Origin of the sequence: Candidatus Acidianus copahuensis, from assembly GCF_000632495.1 — an archaeon.
Taxonomy (GTDB): Archaea; Thermoproteota; Thermoprotei_A; order Sulfolobales; family Sulfolobaceae; genus Acidianus; species Acidianus copahuensis.
Genome location: NZ_JFZT01000047.1, coordinates 1 through 18,158, shown reverse-complemented (window position 1 = coordinate 18,158; position 18,158 = coordinate 1). Strand labels below are relative to the sequence as shown.

General features: G+C 34.4%; 20 protein-coding genes and 1 tRNA gene. 5 read left to right on the top strand and 16 right to left on the bottom strand.

Features of this window, described 5'->3' with window-relative positions; translation table 11 throughout:
• The 12 genes from CM19_RS08245 to CM19_RS08190 all read right to left on the bottom strand — a co-directional run bounded on the left by CM19_RS08245 (position 1) and on the right by CM19_RS08190 (position 10,058).
• Entirely contained in the window at positions 1 to 255 is a 255-nt protein-coding gene (locus CM19_RS08245; protein WP_048099986.1) for a hypothetical protein, read from the bottom strand.
• A 2-nt stretch (positions 256 to 257) separates the two neighbouring features.
• A complete protein-coding gene (locus CM19_RS08240; protein ID WP_048099985.1) occupies positions 258 to 920 on the bottom strand; it encodes a uroporphyrinogen-III synthase in 663 nt (220 codons plus the stop codon).
• Positions 901 to 1,782 (bottom strand): hydroxymethylbilane synthase, encoded by an 882-nt coding sequence (gene hemC / locus CM19_RS08235; RefSeq protein ID WP_048099984.1) that lies wholly within the window; start codon positions 1,780 to 1,782, stop codon positions 901 to 903. Before hemC ends, CM19_RS08240 begins: the two co-directional genes overlap by 20 nt.
• Entirely contained in the window at positions 1,779 to 3,053 is a 1,275-nt protein-coding gene (gene hemL / locus CM19_RS08230) for a glutamate-1-semialdehyde 2,1-aminomutase (protein ID WP_048099983.1), read from the bottom strand. The genes hemC and hemL overlap by 4 nt, the downstream gene beginning before the upstream one ends.
• A complete protein-coding gene (gene hemB, locus CM19_RS08225) occupies positions 3,026 to 4,036 on the bottom strand; it encodes a porphobilinogen synthase (protein WP_048099982.1) in 1,011 nt (336 codons plus the stop codon). Before hemB ends, hemL begins: the two co-directional genes overlap by 28 nt.
• Complete coding sequence (locus CM19_RS08220; protein ID WP_048099981.1) at positions 3,951 to 5,210, bottom strand: glutamyl-tRNA reductase; 1,260 nt, start codon at positions 5,208 to 5,210, stop codon at positions 3,951 to 3,953. The genes hemB and CM19_RS08220 overlap by 86 nt, the downstream gene beginning before the upstream one ends.
• Positions 5,194 to 5,850: a precorrin-2 dehydrogenase/sirohydrochlorin ferrochelatase family protein gene (locus CM19_RS08215; protein WP_048099980.1), complete on the bottom strand. Its 657-nt coding sequence runs from the start codon at positions 5,848 to 5,850 to the stop codon at positions 5,194 to 5,196. The genes CM19_RS08220 and CM19_RS08215 overlap by 17 nt, the downstream gene beginning before the upstream one ends.
• Before the next feature lie 80 nt (positions 5,851 to 5,930).
• Positions 5,931 to 6,986 (bottom strand): flap endonuclease-1, encoded by a 1,056-nt coding sequence (gene fen / locus CM19_RS08210; protein ID WP_081801250.1) that lies wholly within the window; start codon positions 6,984 to 6,986, stop codon positions 5,931 to 5,933.
• Complete coding sequence (locus CM19_RS08205; protein ID WP_048099978.1) at positions 6,986 to 7,213, bottom strand: hypothetical protein; 228 nt, start codon at positions 7,211 to 7,213, stop codon at positions 6,986 to 6,988. The genes fen and CM19_RS08205 overlap by 1 nt, the downstream gene beginning before the upstream one ends.
• Before the next feature lie 5 nt (positions 7,214 to 7,218).
• Positions 7,219 to 9,522 (bottom strand): CDC48 family AAA ATPase, encoded by a 2,304-nt coding sequence (locus CM19_RS08200; protein ID WP_048100056.1) that lies wholly within the window; start codon positions 9,520 to 9,522, stop codon positions 7,219 to 7,221.
• A gap of 53 nt (positions 9,523 to 9,575) precedes the next feature.
• Complete coding sequence (locus CM19_RS08195; RefSeq protein WP_048099977.1) at positions 9,576 to 9,851, bottom strand: elongation factor 1-beta; 276 nt, start codon at positions 9,849 to 9,851, stop codon at positions 9,576 to 9,578.
• 9 nt (positions 9,852 to 9,860) lie between these two features.
• Positions 9,861 to 10,058, bottom strand: coding sequence for a zinc finger domain-containing protein (locus CM19_RS08190; RefSeq protein WP_048099976.1), 198 nt, complete (start codon positions 10,056 to 10,058; stop codon positions 9,861 to 9,863).
• Positions 10,059 to 10,185: 127 nt separating this feature from the next.
• Here CM19_RS08190 and pth2 point away from each other — a divergent pair, with 127 nt between their 5' ends.
• Both pth2 and truD read left to right on the top strand, forming a co-directional pair.
• Complete coding sequence (pth2, locus tag CM19_RS08185; RefSeq protein WP_048099975.1) at positions 10,186 to 10,584, top strand: peptidyl-tRNA hydrolase Pth2; 399 nt, start codon at positions 10,186 to 10,188, stop codon at positions 10,582 to 10,584.
• The gene (gene truD, locus CM19_RS08180) at positions 10,575 to 11,687 is read left to right on the top strand and encodes a tRNA pseudouridine(13) synthase TruD (RefSeq protein ID WP_048099974.1); all 1,113 of its coding nucleotides are present in this window, start codon (positions 10,575 to 10,577) and stop codon (positions 11,685 to 11,687) included. The genes pth2 and truD overlap by 10 nt, the downstream gene beginning before the upstream one ends.
• 27 nt (positions 11,688 to 11,714) lie before the next feature.
• Here truD and aspS read toward each other — a convergent pair whose 3' ends face one another.
• Both aspS and CM19_RS08170 read right to left on the bottom strand, forming a co-directional pair.
• Complete coding sequence (aspS, locus tag CM19_RS08175) at positions 11,715 to 13,004, bottom strand: aspartate--tRNA(Asn) ligase (RefSeq protein ID WP_048099973.1); 1,290 nt, start codon at positions 13,002 to 13,004, stop codon at positions 11,715 to 11,717.
• Complete coding sequence (locus CM19_RS08170) at positions 13,005 to 13,514, bottom strand: transcription elongation factor NusA (protein WP_048099972.1); 510 nt, start codon at positions 13,512 to 13,514, stop codon at positions 13,005 to 13,007.
• A 66-nt stretch (positions 13,515 to 13,580) separates the two neighbouring features.
• On the opposite strand from CM19_RS08170, the gene CM19_RS08165 reads away from it, so the two are divergent.
• Positions 13,581 to 13,751 (top strand): 50S ribosomal protein L40e, encoded by a 171-nt coding sequence (locus tag CM19_RS08165; protein ID WP_048099971.1) that lies wholly within the window; start codon positions 13,581 to 13,583, stop codon positions 13,749 to 13,751.
• Here CM19_RS08165 and CM19_RS08160 read toward each other — a convergent pair.
• Positions 13,738 to 14,301, bottom strand: coding sequence for a nucleotidyltransferase (locus CM19_RS08160; protein WP_048099970.1), 564 nt, complete (start codon positions 14,299 to 14,301; stop codon positions 13,738 to 13,740). The genes CM19_RS08165 and CM19_RS08160 overlap by 14 nt on opposite strands.
• A 60-nt stretch (positions 14,302 to 14,361) precedes the next feature.
• Here CM19_RS08160 and CM19_RS08155 point away from each other — a divergent pair.
• Positions 14,362 to 14,472: transfer RNA gene (locus CM19_RS08155), tRNA-Cys, on the top strand.
• A gap of 142 nt (positions 14,473 to 14,614) precedes the next feature.
• Positions 14,615 to 16,234 (top strand): thiamine pyrophosphate-binding protein, encoded by a 1,620-nt coding sequence (locus CM19_RS08150; RefSeq protein WP_048099969.1) that lies wholly within the window; start codon positions 14,615 to 14,617, stop codon positions 16,232 to 16,234.
• On the opposite strand, the gene CM19_RS08145 is transcribed toward CM19_RS08150, so the two are convergent.
• Complete coding sequence (locus tag CM19_RS08145) at positions 16,231 to 17,424, bottom strand: hypothetical protein (RefSeq protein ID WP_048099968.1); 1,194 nt, start codon at positions 17,422 to 17,424, stop codon at positions 16,231 to 16,233. The two genes, CM19_RS08150 and CM19_RS08145, sit on opposite strands and share 4 nt — an antisense overlap.
• Positions 17,425 to 18,158 lie beyond the last annotated feature (734 nt).

Sequence of the window (18,158 nt, the reverse complement as noted above, 5' to 3'; positions counted from 1 at the left end):
TTATTCTCTTAACCTCTTTTCTAGCTCATCTCTAAGTTTAGAAGGTTCTATCATATTTATATGCTCTCTTTCAATCTTCCCTTTAAAATCAAAACTTATTGCAAATTCGAAGATTCCATTTTCATCTCTGAATTGACCAAATACATCATATCTATTTTTACCTTGTTGTATAAACTTAATATCAAGGCTATCTTCTTTCAAAGTAGGATTTCTCTTCCTTAGGAAATTGAGTATAAAATCTCTTACATCATCCATTTCTAATCACTATCCAAACCAACAAGTATTTCTATGATTCCTTCCAAATCATATTTTTTGCTATCAATGATCTCTAGATCTGGTCTATTCTTCTTTAGAGTTGAAGATGTAACAGGTCCTATGGATATAATCTTGTAACATTTCTTTAAGTAAGGAGATGTTACTCTAGCAATCTCAGAACTAGTTAGAACTACAACGTCAACGTTGCAGTCTAGGAACTCTTTAGCCTTCTTTAGCATCTCCTCATTTAAAATTATGTCATAATTGTAAATCTCTTCATATTTAATTTTATCTGACAATATGTTCCTAAGAGTATCATTTGCCTTTTTACTTCTAAAAGATACCAAAGACTTTACTCCATAATTAATGATAGTTTTTCCTAGATTTTCACTATCAAACTTATCGGGAATTATACTTTCTATTCCATGTTTTTGTAATTCTGAGGCAGTTGCAGGACCTATGGAGAACACTTTCATAGATTTGATTCTATTAATATCCTTACAACATCTTATTGCATTTTTGCTTGTAAAAGCTACGCTCTCAAAATTATCTAACTCAATACTGTAATCTACACAAAAAGGAGTAAAAATAGGAACATTTATTATCTCTATGGATGGTAATCCTGAAATATTCACCGGTTCAGATCTAAAGAATAATACCTTCATTTTTCATCTGCCTTAGTAATGTTTTACCTAATTTTTCTCCACTTATCTTTTCGTTTTCCCTTGACCATGTTTCAACAGTAATTTTTTTCTTCGAATCTGAAAAAGTCGCTATTCCATGAAATTCCTTATCGTAAAATTCGAAAAATATGCCAAATGGAGAATTACATCCTCCTCCTATTATATTAGAGGCTGTTCTTTCTGCCTCAGCTATACTATGAGTTTCCTTATCATCTATTTCTGATAATACTTTTTTCATTTCAATATTATCTTTTCTACTTACTATTGCAATTATACCTTGGTTAACTTCTGGCGTAAAATCATATGGGGAGAAAACAAAATACTTAGTTTCTATATTTAAACGTTGTAAGGACGCATGAGCAATAATAATCCCTGCATATTGGCTAGTTTTAACCTTACTTAGTCTTGTGTCTATATTTCCCCTGATATCAGCTACATTAATATCACTTCTGAAGAAGCTAATTATGTTTTTTCTACGAAGACTGCTTGTACCTATTATTGAACCCTTCTCTAATTTAAATAATTCAGAATCCGCAACGAGTGCATCATAAGGACTATCTCTTTTTAGTGTTGCTATAACTTCTAGACCTGGATCTAACTGTGAAGTAAGGTCTTTCATGCTATGAACTGCAATGTCAGCATTCCCTTCCATTACAAGCCTATTTACTTCTTTTTCGAAGACTCCTTTACCTAGTTTTTGTAAAGGTTCATTCAAGAAGAGATCTGCTTTAGTTGTGACCTTAATTACTTCTACGTCAAATCCCTTTTTTAATAGGAATTTTTCAACCTTTTGTGTCTGTATAAGACTAAGTTTACTACCTCTAGTAGCTATTCTAATTTTCAATTAAACTCACTTTTAGCTTTCTTTATACCTTCTATAGCTTCTTGCATTACATTCTCGTCATGTGCCAATGATGTGAAGACTGTCTCAAACTGGCTAGGTGGGAAGAATATACCTACGTCAAGTAACTTTAGCTGAAATTTATTGTATAATTCCTTATTGGCCTTCCTAGCGTCTTCTGCATTCTTTACGGAACTAACTCCAAAGAATATCTGAAGCATGTTCTCTACTCTATTTACTACATGTGGAGTACCAATCTTATCTAACTCGTCTGCAATTTCCTTTGCAGATTGAGATGTTTTGTGTATTACGTTTTCCTTTTCTATTACCTCTATAGTAGAGAGACCGGCAATCATTGATATTGGATTAGCATTAAATGTACCTGCATTAAATACTTTACCCGAGGGGGTAAGAAAATCCATGATCTGTCTCTTTCCGCCTATTGCGCCTATTGGAAATCCTCCACCAATTATTTTGCCAAGGGTTGTAATATCTGGTTCGATTCCATAATATCCTTGAGCACCTGAAATACTTACTCTAAATCCAGTTATCACTTCATCGAAGATCAGCAACGAACCATAAGTTTTAGTTAGTTCTCTTAGTCCTGAAAGAAAGTCCTTCTGTGGTGGTATAACACCCATATTTCCCATTATAGGTTCAACTATAATAGCAGCAATATCTTCCTTTTTTAGAATATTTTCTACACATGTAAGATCATTATAGGTACACACATTTACTGTCCTTAAAACTTGCTCTGGAATTCCAAGAGAATTTGGAATTCCAAATTCCATAGCCGCACTTCCAGCATCTACTAGAGCATAGTCATGAGCTCCATGATAATTTCCATCAAACTTTAGGATTTTTTCTCTTTTAGTAAAACCTCTAGCTAACCTTATTGCGTTCATAGTAGCTTCTGTTCCAGAGTTAACAAATCGTATCTTCTCAATCGAATTCATATGCGAGGATATTTTCTTTGCTAACTCAATTTCAACCTTAGATGGAATTCCGAAAAGCCAGCCCTTATCTATCTGGTTAAAGATGTTTTTCTTAACATAAGGATATGCATGTCCTAAAATTAAGGGCCCATAACCTAATACAAAATCAATATATTTTTTATTATCTTCTGTAATAACGTAAGCACCTTTTCCCTCCTTAACATAAAATGGATAAGGTTTTACAGCAGCTCTTACAGGACTATTAACCCCACCAGGGAATATTGATAATGCTTCTTTCCATAAACTCTGGCTCAAAATGGAACTCCCTCTCTTATCCATTTTACAATCTCATTCGCATAATACGTAATAATTAAATCAGCTCCAGCTCTCTTTATTGCAGTAGTTATTTCCATAACTGCTACACGCTCGTCTATCCAACCATTAATCGCTGCAGCTTTAATCATGGAATATTCGCCACTCACATGATAAGCCGCAAGCGGATATTCTGGAAAAGCACTTTTTACAAGCCTTATAATATCCAGATATGTATGTGCAGGTTTTACCATTACAATATCTGCTCCTTCTTCTATATCTAATCTTACTTCCTTTATAGCTTCATATCCATTTCTCGGATCCATTTGATAAGATTTTCTGTCTCCAAACCCGGGTTTAGAGTAAGCTGCTTCTCTAAAAGGGGAATAAAAGGTCGAAGCATATTTAGCGCTATACGCCATAATGGCAGTATCCTGAAATCCATTTTCATCAAGTTCTTTTCTTATAGCACCTACAACACCGTCCATCATACTAGAGGGGGCTATTATATCGGATCCTGCCTCAGCTTGGGATAATGCAATTTTTGCATGAAGCTTTAAACTTTCATCATTATCGACGACGTACGTACCTCTTCTTTCCTTAACTATTCCACAGTGTCCATGAGACGCATATTCATCTGTGCACTCATCAGTTATTATAATAAGTTTCTCTCCAAATGTATCTTTAATCATCTTAACGCTTTTCTGAATTACTCCGTCTTTAGCGAAAGCTGAAGAAGCTATATCATCTTTATAAGAAGGGATACCGAATAGGATTATATAACGTATACCGTTTCCATAGCTCTCTTCTATAAATTTTAGCAGATTGTCATTTATAGGATATCTAAGAACACCTGGCATCGAATTTATTTTCTCAGGTTCACTAAGGTTTTCCTTAATAAAAATCGGTAAAATAAGGTCTTTTTCAGTTATCTCCGTTTCCGCTATTATGTCTCTCATTAGCTTGTTCTGTCGTAATCTTCTTGGTCTTACTATGGGAAAGTTTGCCATTATCAAAGAGTTCTAAAATCAAGTTAATGTAATTTGTCTCATCATTTTTTACTGCCTCTCTTACTTTTTCTAGCATAGGCGACATAATCTTCTTTAGCATAGCTTTAGACATTGAGTTCAAGACATCCTCGGTGTCTCTTTTTTTAAGCTCTTTCAAAGCTCTTTCAACCTCTTTCTGCCTTATTTCTTCCATTCTCGTCAGTATATCCGAAATAATTTCATCATATTTTAGATTTGCTAAATCGCTTATTAATTCATTTAGTCCCTCCTCTATGATTTTTTCAGCTTTCCAAGTTTCCATTACTCTAAGTTTATTCATTTCGGAAGAGAAATCCTCTAATTCCTTTAAAGTGATTACATTTTTTCCCTCAAAAATATTTGGCGAGGAGATATCTATAACCAAAGTATTATTAGCACTTATTTTAGTAGGATAAAATATCGCAGAAAATATAATATCATAGTCATTGATTTTAGAGAAGTCTAATTTTTCATATCTAAAACCAAATTTTGTCGCAAGACTCTCTCCTTTTTGTTTAGTTCTATTCATAATAGTTACATTTGAATAGCCATAACTGTGTAGAATCTGGGCTATTTTGTTCCCCATTTTCCCTGCACCTATTATAAGTATTTTTCTGTTATCAAGATCTTTGATTCTGTTTCTAGCCATTTCTACTGCAACAGAATATATTCCAACTTTCCCCTTTGATATATCAGTTAGCTGTCTTACTCTTCTTCCTACTTTTATTGCTCTTTCAAATATAGTTTCAATATATTTGTTTGATATATTCATCTTTTTGGCGTTTTGTATACTGAGTTTAATCTGACTTAATATTTCGTATTCACCCACTGACATAGAATCCAAACCAGCAGCAACTTCGAATAAGTGGCGTGCAGCTCTTGTTCCTTTGAATATTGTTGCATCCCTTGTTATATCCTTGTTATGAATGTGATTTAGATAGCTTAAAATTGAATCATAATTGTGATAATCCGTAAAAAGATAAAGTTCAACTCTATTGCATGTTTGTACTACATTCATTTCTCCTTTAAAATGGCCATAGAGATCCTTGATTTCCTCTTCTCTCAAATAGTGATGAGCAAGATTATCTATACCAACGGTTTTATATGTATACACTATTGCATAAAACTTTGAATTTAATTCATCTATTATACTCATTTATCAACTCCTCTGCTCGTCTTAATGCACCTGTATAGTCCTCTTTTATAATCATAGATTCGAAATTTGTATCATTAAATATCTTGTGATATAACTCATATCTCAATCTAGGATCCGTTATGGATCCTTTCATTAATGTTTTTACTTTGCTCATAACGTCTATAAGACCTCTTATATAGCTTTCCTCTCTTAGTGCAGTTAATGACTTTTCCAAAATGAGCTTAGAAACTATGCTTGACTTTCCATATGTTGTTACTGCTATAGATAAGTCATTATCTGCATAAAAGATAGGTACGATAAAGTTTGAGTCTTGAGGATTAGTGGGATTATTGCAGAGTTTTCCTAATCTTTTAGCCATATCACATATTCTCTGATTTATGTCTAAATCGTTTGTTGCAGTTACTATAATGTTAAATTCGGAAATAAAATTCTCGCTTATTGTTGAGGCATCAAATCTAATTTTTTTTATATTTTCTTCTTTTTCAATATATTCATTAAATACTAAGCTTACTACAGTAACGTCTGCTCCATGATCTAAAAAATTTTTTGCCCTCTTACTTCCAACAGTACCTCCTCCTACTATTAATACACGCAATCCGTTAAGCCTAATGAATATAGGTAAGTAATTAGCTTCTTGCACAAATTAAGGTTTAACATAGTAACATTTAAACCTAAGTCACCTAACATTTAGATTATTTTATAATTACATTATTAATACCGTTAAAACCACTGATCTAATCCAGTTTGTCTCGAAAGCCCTTTAGTTTCTTTTTTTGATTTTATTAGTCTATCAATTCCATTCTTGACTCTATCTTCACTAAAGTTATGTTCTTCAACTAAAATCCTTGTAATCTCATCAACATTTGGATCCCCTAAATCTAATGATAAATTAACGTCAGATACCTGAGGCTTGAGGAAAAGTTGTCTTATTTTATCTATATTAAATTCAAGGATATATTTAGGAATCTCTCCTCTTTCTACGGCCTTTTCTATATTTCCATATTTTGTGATTAGTTTTAATGCAGTCTTAGGTCCTATTCCTTTAACTCCTTCTGGATCATAATCTGTCCCAATAAGGATAGCTATGTCTATGAGTTGTTCTCTACTTATTCCTAGATTTTTTAATAAATTCTGTAATTCTATTAGTTCAGGTTTTACTTCAACATAAACATCCTTATTGGGTAATTTTCTTTTTCCGGTTATTGTCAAATTCCTTAAAAGTCTAGTGGAACCAAATAAGAGTGAGTCATAATCTTGGCTAGCAGCTCCCCATGTCTTGTTTATAGAGCATAAATAAGCAGCTTCTGCTTCTCCCTCTGACGGTGCTTGGACTACTGGTATTCCCATTGCGTTTAATAATTTTTGACTCTCTTCTGCCATATCTGAAGTAAGTCTACTTGTCATTTGAGAGTATTTCTTCATCTCTCTTTTTGACCCTTCTTCTTTTGCTTTCTCAAGTTTTCTTTCGGCTTCTTCCTTAACCTTTCTTCTTCTCTCAAGTTCTTCTCCCTTTTGCTCTGGAGGTTTACCATCAAAAACGTAAATGGGGATTATCCCTTCCTCAATAAGGCTTATCGTTCTGTAGAATACACCACTTAAATGGCTAGTTATCTTTCCTTGAGAGTCCATTAGTGGAGTTCCATCAGGTTGCCTTATAGCTGTTAAAAATTGGTAAATTGCGTTATATGCGTCTATACTAACCTTCTTTCCCTTAATTTCGGCTAAGGATATCTCTCTCTTTGTATCCTCTACTAGTCCGGATAAATCTACCCCTATTACTTCTCACCTATGTAAGTGATCATTCTTGAATTCTCCCTTATTAATGATACGCTTATGTACCCTCTTATTTCCAGGGACATCAAAGCTCTTAAAAAATCATTAAAAGAAATATCATAGTTCGTTTCTTTTTTTAAGTCAGAAAAAAGTTCTTCATCTTTGATTGGTCCGTTAAGTTTCTTCAATTTTTCAAGGATTATCGTAGTAAGAGGAACTTGCATCCACATTTAAATCACGTGAAGGTACTAGGCTTTACTGTTTGTTTAGGTAATTGTTGTCTAGCTTTCTCTACCCAGTTCTGATAGAATTGTACCATTTCTTGCGTTACCGATGGCTTTACCTTCTTCATAGCTTCTTCAAAGTGCTTAGTTTCTACCTTAATACTAACACCTTTTATACATTCCTTCATCTTGACATCCCTACAATCCTTATCTATGGGTTCGCACATCTCTGTTACCTTCTCTATACATCCCTTCATCCCCTCTCTTATAGCCCTCATGGCTGCTTCTCTGACAAGCGCTGCTAAATCAGCTCCGGTATATCCATCAGTTCGTTCCGCTACTTCTTCAAGATTTACTTCCTCGGCTAAGACCACTTTCTTAGTATGAACTTTTAGAATCTCGTATCTTGCAGGTTTATCTGGAGGAGGTACATATATGAGCTTTTCAAATCTACCTGGCCTTAATAAAGCTGGATCAAGAATATCTGGCCTGTTTGTAGCAGCTATAATCACTACGTTTTCCAGCTTTTCTATTCCATCCATTTCAGCTAATAGCTGATTTACCAGTCTCTCTGTAACACCAGTATCAGACGAAATACCTCTCATTGGAGCTATTGCATCAATCTCATCAAAGAATATAACTGAAGGGGCATACATTCTCGCTTTTCTGAATATCTCTCTTATTGCTTTTTCACTTTCTCCAACCCACTTTGACAATACCTCAGGTCCTCTTACGGCTATGAAGTTTGCCCCACTCTCTGTAGCTACAGCCTTAGCCAGCATTGTCTTTCCAGTACCAGGAGGACCAAACATTAGAATGCCCTTAGGTGGTTCAATTCCTGCCATTTCATAGTATTCTTGAAATTTTAGAGGATATTCTGCAACTTCCCTTAACTCCTCTTTTATATCTATAAGACCTCCTATATCATCCCACTTTACTTCTGGAACTTCTATATATATTTCTCTCATTCCACTTGGTACAATCTCCTTTAGAGCATTCATGAAATCATCCATCTTTACTTCCATCATTTCTAATATTTCTGGAGGGATTTTGTCCTGCGTTATGTCTATTTTAGGTAAATATCTTCTCAAGGTATTCATTGCGGCTTCTCTAACTAAGGAAGCAAGATCTGCTCCAGTATAACCATGAGTTATTTCACTTAATTTTTCTAAATCGACATCTTTAGATAGCGGCATGTTCCTTGTATGTATTTGAAGGATCTCAAGTCTACCCTGCTTGTCAGGTAAAGGTATCTCTATCTCTCTATCAAATCGTCCTGGTCTTCTTAAAGCTGGATCAACGGCATTTGGTCTATTAGTAGCGGCAATTACTATGACATTACCTCGATTTTCTAATCCGTCCATAAGTGTCAGTAATTGAGCTACTACTCGTCTTTCAACCTCTCCTATAACCTCATCCCTTTTTGGAGCTATTGCATCAATCTCGTCAATAAATATTATAGCTGGTGCATGTTTTTTAGCATCATCGAATATTTCCCTTAGTCTTTGTTCGCTCTCTCCGTAAAACTTGCTCATAATCTCTGGGCCGTTTATGGAGGTAAAATATGAGTCTGTCTCATTCGCTACTGCTTTAGCCAACAATGTCTTACCAACTCCTGGTGGTCCATAGAGAAGAATTCCTTTTGGAGGCTCTATACCGAGTCTTTTAAATAATTCTGGATGCCTCAAAGGTAGCTCTACTAATTCTCTAATTTTCTGGATAACATTTCTCATTCCACCTATGTCCTCATAAGTAACTCTAGGGTATCTAGTTTGCTCAAGTGGTTTATCGCTAATATTAATACTTGTATCATCATTGACCATTACTACTCCTGCAGGTCTTACTTGAATAACAGTGAATGGTATAGCTTGACCTAAGACAGGTATTAGCACAGTATCTCCTTCTACTAGTGGGAATTCCTTCAATTTTTTCTTAACATATGCTACAAATCCAGGATCAACAGTTATAGAGAAATTGGAGGGAGCTAGCTTCACAGAAGTTGCAAACTTCACGTTAGCTTTTCTTACTATTACCTTATCTCCTATAGAGACTCCTGCATTTTTCCTCGTTATACCATCCATTCTTATTATGTCTTTTTCACCCATAAGATCCTCGTTAGATAAGACCCACGCTATCGCAGCAGTTTTCCTTTGGCCTTCTATTTCCACTACATCTCCAGCAGAGGCATCTATTTGAGCTAATGCATCTATATCTATCCTTACCTTGCCTCTTCCAACGTCCTTTTGTCTTGCTTCTACTACTTTTAATATAAGTTCACGCCTTCTCGGTTGCTCAGCAGAAGAATTAGTGCTCAATATTATCTCCAAGTAATCTATTGTGAAAACTAGCTAAAAGAGATTAACTTATATCAGAAACCTAACCTTGTAAGTCCTACTACTTCTGCGTGACTTACTCCTTCTATTTCTGACGCTTTTTCTTCTAATACATCAGTTCCACCTTCTGTCTGTTCAGGCATCTGAACATACAGAACTAAAGCCTTAAGACCAAAAGCTATTGGTTCTGTATCTTTTCTAACTACAGTGTAGCCTGTTGGGAGTCTTTTGCCAATTTCCTCAGCTAACTTATCTAAATCTATCTCATCACTATCTGGGAATACCTTTAAGACCACAAGAACATCTGTCATGATAACACCTTAAGGTCCAATAAACTCACAATTTGGGCATTTATACTCTACTCCTTGGAGCCTACAGTACATATCTCTCTGAATTAATACTTGTCCACAGTTTGGACAATAAAATGCAACTCCTCTTTCCTTAGGATGAATTATTCTTCCGCAACTTGAACATACAGGTGGTACTATTTCCTCTTTTAAGCTTAGGTTTGTTGACATTCTAACTCCTTTATACAGTATCCGCAGAGTTTAAAAAAGTGACATTTGATGCATATTATATATTTTGTATCATCTTTTTTCCAAACAACTGTTAGAAGTTAATCGAAATCATTTAAGCCTATAGAATATGTTATACTTCATTGAGTTTAGTGAGGGAAAGATAAAAGTGAAAATGGTTATTTTAGTACGTAATGATATTAAAATAGGAAAAGGAAAAGTTGCAGCTCAAGTAGCCCACGCTGCGGTATCGTTAGTCTTAGAAATAATTAATTCTTCTAATAGAGAGTGGAAAATTTGGTTGGACTCTTGGATTGTTGAGGGGCAACCGAAAATAGTGGTAAAAGTTAACGATTTAGACGAATTATATAAAAAGGTGAGAATGGCCAAAGAAAAAGGATTGCCGGTTTCCGTTATTGAAGATGCTGGCAAAACGCAGATAGAACCAGGTACGATTACATGTGCAGGAATAGGCCCTACAGAAGATGGACTAATTGACCCAATAACTGGTGATCTGAAATTATTGTAAGCCCAGTAGATATAGCAATAGGGATTGAAAGGTATATTCATGATTGGGAACCATTAGAGGCAGAGATTCCAAGACCTCAAGGATTTGAGGTAATTGAAGAAATTGATTATTTATCATGTTTAAATTGGAAAGGTAAAAATAATATAGGGAAATATGCAGTTTATCTATTAGAAAAAAATGATATTGACCATTTTACAGCATTAAGAAAATTAAACGTTTTGCTGAGAACTAAGGTAAATTATATAGGTATAAAAGATTCGGCTGCTCATACTTATCAGCTTATTTATATCAGACCTCCAATAAGGATACAAGAATATAAAGAAGATAGAATAAATTTAAGATTTCTAGGTTATACTGATTCCAAGTTTAATCATACAGGAAATATATTTAATATAGTTCTAAAAAGAGTAAATAAAGATAAACTTAGCAAAAGGGTAACAGATATTTCGTCAGATCCTTATCTACCTGCATTTTTCGGTTATCAACGTTTTGGAAGTAGAAGACCGATTACTCATATAGTTGGTAAGTATCTGGTAAAAAGGGATTGGTATAACGCTATAATGTTTATTTTAGGTCATCCATTTGATGATGAATCTGAGAATATAAAAAAAGCCAGAAAAATGGTAATGAATGGCGAACTCTTAGAGGCATTAAAAGAGATTCCGATCAGTTTCAAACAAGAGCGAACAATCCTTAAGAATTATATTAAGACAAATAACCCATTTCAAGCCTTGAAAACTTCTTTGATTCCATTAAGTTTTTATGTGGAAGCCTATCAAAGTTATATATTTAATAAAATTTTATCAAGAAAGTTAAATAATGTAATAAATGATAAAGATAAGGTTGAAATAATAATATCCAGTAAAGATAATTTGTGTGATGAAGATTGTAAATTAGTTTTTGAAGAGGAAGGAATAGAAGGAAAACAATTCAATATTAGAGAGATTAAGGTTAATAGACCATATCTAAAGAGGAAAGCGTTTATGAAAGTGAGAGATATAAAATTTAAGGACGAAACGTTATCTTTTGCTTTGGATAGAGGTATGTATGCTACAATCGTCTTAGAGGAACTTCTTAGACTTGATCCAAGAAAGATAACGTGAGAAATAAAACTATATTAGAGATTAAAATTATGGGACAAGTCTCTTCTTATCTCTTGGGAATAATGATATCTCTTTTACATTTTGAAGCCCAGTAAACATTAACATAAGCCTCTGTAGACCTATTCCTACTCCTGCATGTGGTGGCATTCCATAATCAAACCATTTAAGGAAATACTCGAAGTTATATGTGTTAAGTCCTCTAACCCTAAGCTCATTTTCAAGGACTTCTCTTCTAAAATTTCTGCTACTTCCAGATGCGAGCTCCAACCATCTAAATATCAGATCGAAACTTTCACTAATTTCTGGTTTATTATCTTTTCTTTTAGTGTAGAATGGTCTAGCTTCGGCTGGCCAGTCTATTACAAAATAAAGATCAGTTTTTAAATGTTCATTAAGAGTTCTTAGTTCTGGCGTAGCTAAATCATCTCCAAACTTTATTTTTACTCCAAGGCTTTGTAATGTCTCTATTGCCTCTGTATATGTTATTCTTTTTATAGGTTTACTTATATCAGGCAGCCTATAATTTAGCGTTTCTAGCTCTGCCGAACATTTCTCCTTTAGTTTATTAGCCATGGTAATTATAGTATCCTCAACTATACCCATTACATCGTTATAGTCTGCAAATGCCATCTCTATATCCGCACTTATAAACTCGGATAGGTGATATGGGGTATCCGAGTCTTCCGCTCTCCATGCTGGTCCAATCTCAAATACTCTTTCAACGGCTCCTGCTAATAGTTCCTTGTAAAGCTGTGGACTTTGAGCAAGAAAAGCCTCTTTTCCAAAGTAAATCACAGGGAATAATTGTGCTCCACCCTCAGTAGCCGTAGCAATAATCTTTGGCGTAAATATTTCTACGAATCTATTTTTATACAAGTTCTCTCTGAAAGACCTAACAGCTTCAGACTCTATTCTTATAACTGCCTGCATTTCCTCTCGTCTTAAATCGAGTAATCTTTCTCTGAGCCTTGTGTCTATATCTGCTTTTACCTTGCCATAAACATCTAAAGGTAAAGGTGATTTAGCCTTACTTAAGACTACTATATCCTCAGCATGTACCTCAACTCCTCGAGGTGCTCTCTTATCACTTTTAACTATACCTCTAATTTGGACTGCAGATTCAAGACTTAGATCGTTTGAAGCTTCAAAAGCCTTTGTATTTCTTTCTATTATTACCTGACCTATTCCAGTAGCATCTCTAAGTAATATAAACTTCTTTGCCCCAAGATCCCTTATGTTATGAATCCATCCAGCTACTACAATCTCCTTTTGTTCCATTTCTGGTGTAATATCTGCTATAAAGTTTGTTCTATACATTTATTCTACCCTAATCTTTACTCGAGTGTCATGGATTTTTGAAAGTGCCGATTCTAGTACGAGAGTATCAGCAGGTAATAATCTTGTCTCATTTCTAGAAACTCTAATCACATATTGAACTGAACCGTCAGGAAGCCATACTGTATTAACTCCTAAAACTCTTGCAGGAGATAACAACTGAACAGCACTACTCTTTATGTTGTTTGTTTTCTCCATTATTCTGACCTTCATACCAAGTTTATCTTGAAGGGCTTTAGCTACTTTTACCCACTTTTGTATCGTCATTCCAGGTCCACTGCCTACTAAAAGTATAAGGAGATTGTTGTTTACCTTAATTGCCTTGTAATAGGTTGATTCTTTTAGTTCTTTAAACTGTGATTCTTCTAAATCCAGAAGGGCCTCCATAACCTTTATTTCAAAGTTTTCTACTTCACCTCTATCGACCAAACTTTGGCACCTGTTGCAAAGGAGACCGCTTTTAACGCATAGATAATCTAGAGGAATTTTCATCCAATCACTCTCCGTTCTACCGCAATATTTTTGAATCAGACAGTTATATAAGTACTGGGTTCTTAAATGCCTATCAACGAACCAGAGAAGGTCAAGATAATTCAAGACAGAATATTCATGAAAAAAGTATGTAGAAACTGTGGAGCATTAAATCCTATAAGGGCTACCAAATGCAGGAGATGTCATAGTAGAAACCTTAGACCTAAGAAGAAAGAACTACCAACTAAGAAAGCTTAAAGCCAATCAGCTCAAGTCTTTCTTTTATATTTTCAGAATTTTCTTCAAATAATTCAGTATGTTTGTATAAATAATTTTTATCAATCTTAAGCTTTTTTTCTCCTATAAAATGTAAGATTGTTTTAAGTTCGTCTTCATCTTCTTCTCTATAAGCATTAGCTTTCAGGAGAATGTAGTCTTCTAGACGGATTACCTTGAATTCTGAATCACCTATACTCATAGCTATAGCGCTCTTTAGGATCTCTTCAGGAACAAAGAAATCCTGTATATTATCATAAATATCTACTTGGAGTTGTGAATCTCCTAGTGGTACTAATAGTCTTGGCGTGTCTATTGGAGTAGTTCCATAATCCCAGCCATTATTCTCGGAAAAATTCCTTATTTTGTCCTCCTCAGCTACTGCGCTTAGTTCTAATGGAAAGATATCAACATCGCTTTCTGTTCCTTTTCTCTTTAATAAAAGATCGACTACAGTATCACCTATGATTACGAAATCAGTAAGTTCACTAATCTCTTTAAGAACTTTACCTACGTCTAAGAAGCTTATCAAATAAGCATCACAATCTAAGACATACAATTACTTTATAATTTTTAACGGCAAAAATTATGTGCCGGGGTGGCCGAGCGGACTAAGGCGGCACTATCCCATCGATAGCGCTAAGGGCCGCAGTGGGTCTTGCAGAGACCCGTTATTTCACGGGTTCGAATCCCGTCCCCGGCTTTTTCAGTCTAAAGTAAATTGTGAGTCAATTTAATGTTCTATTAAAATCTAAACTATGACAGCCAGTAGGAGAAGGGTTTTCTAAGATCGTATATATGCAATTCTTAAATCTTTTAAGTATCTAAAAATTGGTGGTGACATATTGAGTCAACCAAAGAGGAAAGAGGAGACTGTAGGTAAAGAGATGAGTGGAGATGAAGCTATAGCATTTACGTTAAATGATATTGGAATTAAGAAAATATTCACTACATATAATTTACCAGATAATCTTAGAGAGAGACTACTTCAATATAATATAAATATCGATACTTCAGTTACGCCTAGAGATTCTTTCTTACTAGCTCAAGCCTATGCTATGAGCAATAATTCTGCTGGTGTTGTTATTCAAATTCCTTCTACTCAGATTTTAGAAGCGGTAGATATAGTAGCCCAATCATTCATTGAATCTGTTCCATTGTTAATTATAGGAGGTCTAAGATCGTATAGAGATACAGGTAGGGCGCGGATAGGAGAGCTAAGAACTCCGGATGATGTAATGTCTCTTTTAGCTCCAGTAACTAAACTTAGAGAGAGAGTTGTTACAATTGAAGAAATAGTTTTTACTATAGAGAAAGGTAATAAGGAGGCTCTAAGCAATAGAACGCGGCCTGTGTATATTGAGATCGCAGAAGATCTGTTCAAGATGAAGGCATATCCGCTAAATCCAGCTGAACAAAAGCCCGAAAAACGTACTCCAGATAAGAATACGGTAGCAAAAGTAGCGGAGGTTCTCTCAAATTCTAAGTTACCATTGATTGTAGCGGGATATGGGGTAATAGCTAGTGGTTCATCCAAAGATCTAATCGATCTAGCGGAATTAATAGACGCCCCCGTCATAACTACAATTAAAGGAAAGGGAGGTTTTCCTTCATCTCATCCATTATTTGCAGGTGAAGGATTAGGTTTAATGGGAACAGATATAGGGAACAAAATAATGGCTGAGTCAGATGCTATACTCTTCATAGGTACTAGATTAACACAGCTTTCCACAGGCGGATGGTCAATGAAGTTTAAAGGTTTTACAATGTTCAATAATATCGATGGCGAAGATGTAAGCAAAGTTATTATGCCTCACTTACCTATAGTATCAGACTCTGGCCTATTTATTAAGGAATTAATTGCCTTACTTAAGCAGAAAATCCAAAATATAGATAGAGGTATTAGAAAAGAGATCTATGTATCAAAGAAAGACCAAATGTTACGTCCACATTCTACTCTTTGGCCATATGACGTAGTCAGGCTTCTAAAGAACTATCGATTTTCTAAGATATTTATAGATCTTTCAGCTCCCACTTTTGATATGATAAGGTTTCCAGTAGATATGCCAATATGGTTTACTTCTGAAAGCATAATGGCTAAAGGATTAGGAGTTTCTGGAGTTATACAAGAAGATGACTCTAGTGCCATAGGTATAACTGATATTCATGGCGTGTTTAGTACAATGCAATTATTGCAAGCAAGAAGAAAATCTAAGGGTACAATAATTATATTTAATGATGAAGGACTAACATATTTAGATACTACTAAAGCAGATACCCCTGTTATAGGTAAGGCAAATCTAACTTTGAACGTTGATAAACAACTTGAAAAATCTATAGGTGCAATAACGGTTTACAGCTATAGTGAACTTAAATCAGCATTATCAAGCAGTCAAAATGAGCTTAGGGTTATAAACGTTAAGATTGATCCAACGTATGATTCTATTGTTCTCTATAGAATTTAATTACATATTTTTCCTATCTCTTTTTCTATATAATGATCTCCAGTAATAACTAACAATTTTTTATCGTTATTCTTATGTAGGAAGTCCTTTAGTACACTTACTACGAGATTTTTGTCCTCTTCTATCAGAAACTCTTCAGGGTTTTCAATAATTACCAAAGAATTATCTTTAGCTGCCAATAATTCTAATAAAATCGCTGAAATTGTTTTTACATGTAAAGGAGCCAGGACTATTGAGTTATTCTTATACTTTAGAGATTTATTTTCGACTTTTAACTCTCTAATAAAATTGTCATTCTTAAAGCTCATTTTACCTTCTCTTATCCTATTTATTGCCATTACACAACCGTCTGAGAAAAGTTGGGCTATTTCTTCTTGAGAAAGGGCAGATTCTTCCGCGTTTAATAGAAACGGTCTTAATGCTGGAATATAAACAATTTCTGAGATTTCAGATTCACTTGATAGAATATCCTTAATTGCTGAGAGAGCCGGTTCTATTGAACTTTCAATAAGTCTAACACTGAAGTCTTCAAAGATTGGGTTCATATCGAAGGACTTACTATTAACCTCATTTGCTGTAACGATTAGAATTTTCTTTGCGTCTTCCACACTAAAGTTTCTCTTTAATCCTCTAGAATAAAGGGGTAATTTTAGATCTAAATTGATATTAATTTTATTATTATTATAGTCATTTTCCAGTATTATTTCAAAGTCTTTTATACCTGTAAGTTGTTGTAGAGGAATGGTTACCTTCGATGAGTATGGTAAGTTAATATCCTGTAACCTTCTCCCTATCATCTTCATTAACATTTTAGTTAAATCCGCTTCTATTGAAAGATGAATGGGTGAACTTAAGTATATAGTATTATTCTCAACCTTCAACTTGAGCGAAATAGGAATATTTGATATTATAGAGGGTAACGCATAAGAAGGATCTATATTTCTAAAGTTTAACTCTCTAAAAATGGATGATATTTCGAAAATAGTGAAATAGAGAGTTCTTATATCATCCGAATATTCTCTAGATATCTTGAAATATATATCCCATGCAATTCTATGTCTTATAGATTGATATCCTAAAGTATCGAGTATTTGTAACGAATTAACAACGTTTTGGACATCATGGTACCCATAAAGGACTAGACAATTTTCAAATGTATATGTTTTTCCATCTATTTCTAACCTAGTCATAGAAGTAATGATTAACTTATTGGATTTTATTTATGTTTTCAATACGCTGTCTGAACTAGTTTAGCTAAAGCTAATATATTTATATTTTTATAAATAATAAATGATTTTAGTTCTATGTCCATTAAGGTTAAGAGATGGTAGACCACATCCATTAGGTGAGGGAAGATTGTCTCGTTCTGAAAAATATAAAGTATTTAGATAGTAGTCAGATGGTGACTGTAGCCTCTCTTTTAGATCTTATACTTATTCTCAAACAGTAAGTTAAAAAGTCCAGTTAAGCGTATGAGTTGTACAACACAACGGTATACATTAATCTACTTCTATGAAAGGGATGAAAAGGGATAAACAATACATTAAGAAAACTATTCCTGTATCTGAAAAACAGGATAAGGAACACAAACAACTACACCCCAGACTGTCCAAAACACTGTTGGCCGCTATTACGAAGTGTTAAGGGGTTTTGGGAGGAACAAAAGTTGGTTTTCTGAAGCGTAAGACGGAAGATAAATATTGTCCTTGTATATCTGCAGAGCGGTCGAAGAAATTATAAGATAAAGCAAGAAGTTCAAAATCTTTTACCTCTTTTACCGAGGAATTTCAACGTTAGGGTGGGTAGAGGTTTTTCTCAAGATAAGTTAAAAGCGTGTTACTAACAAGCTAGCAAGGAATGGTAGAATATAAGTGAACTTCATTACCGAGGGCTACTAGTTCTTCGAGTTAAGGGAGACAAGCAA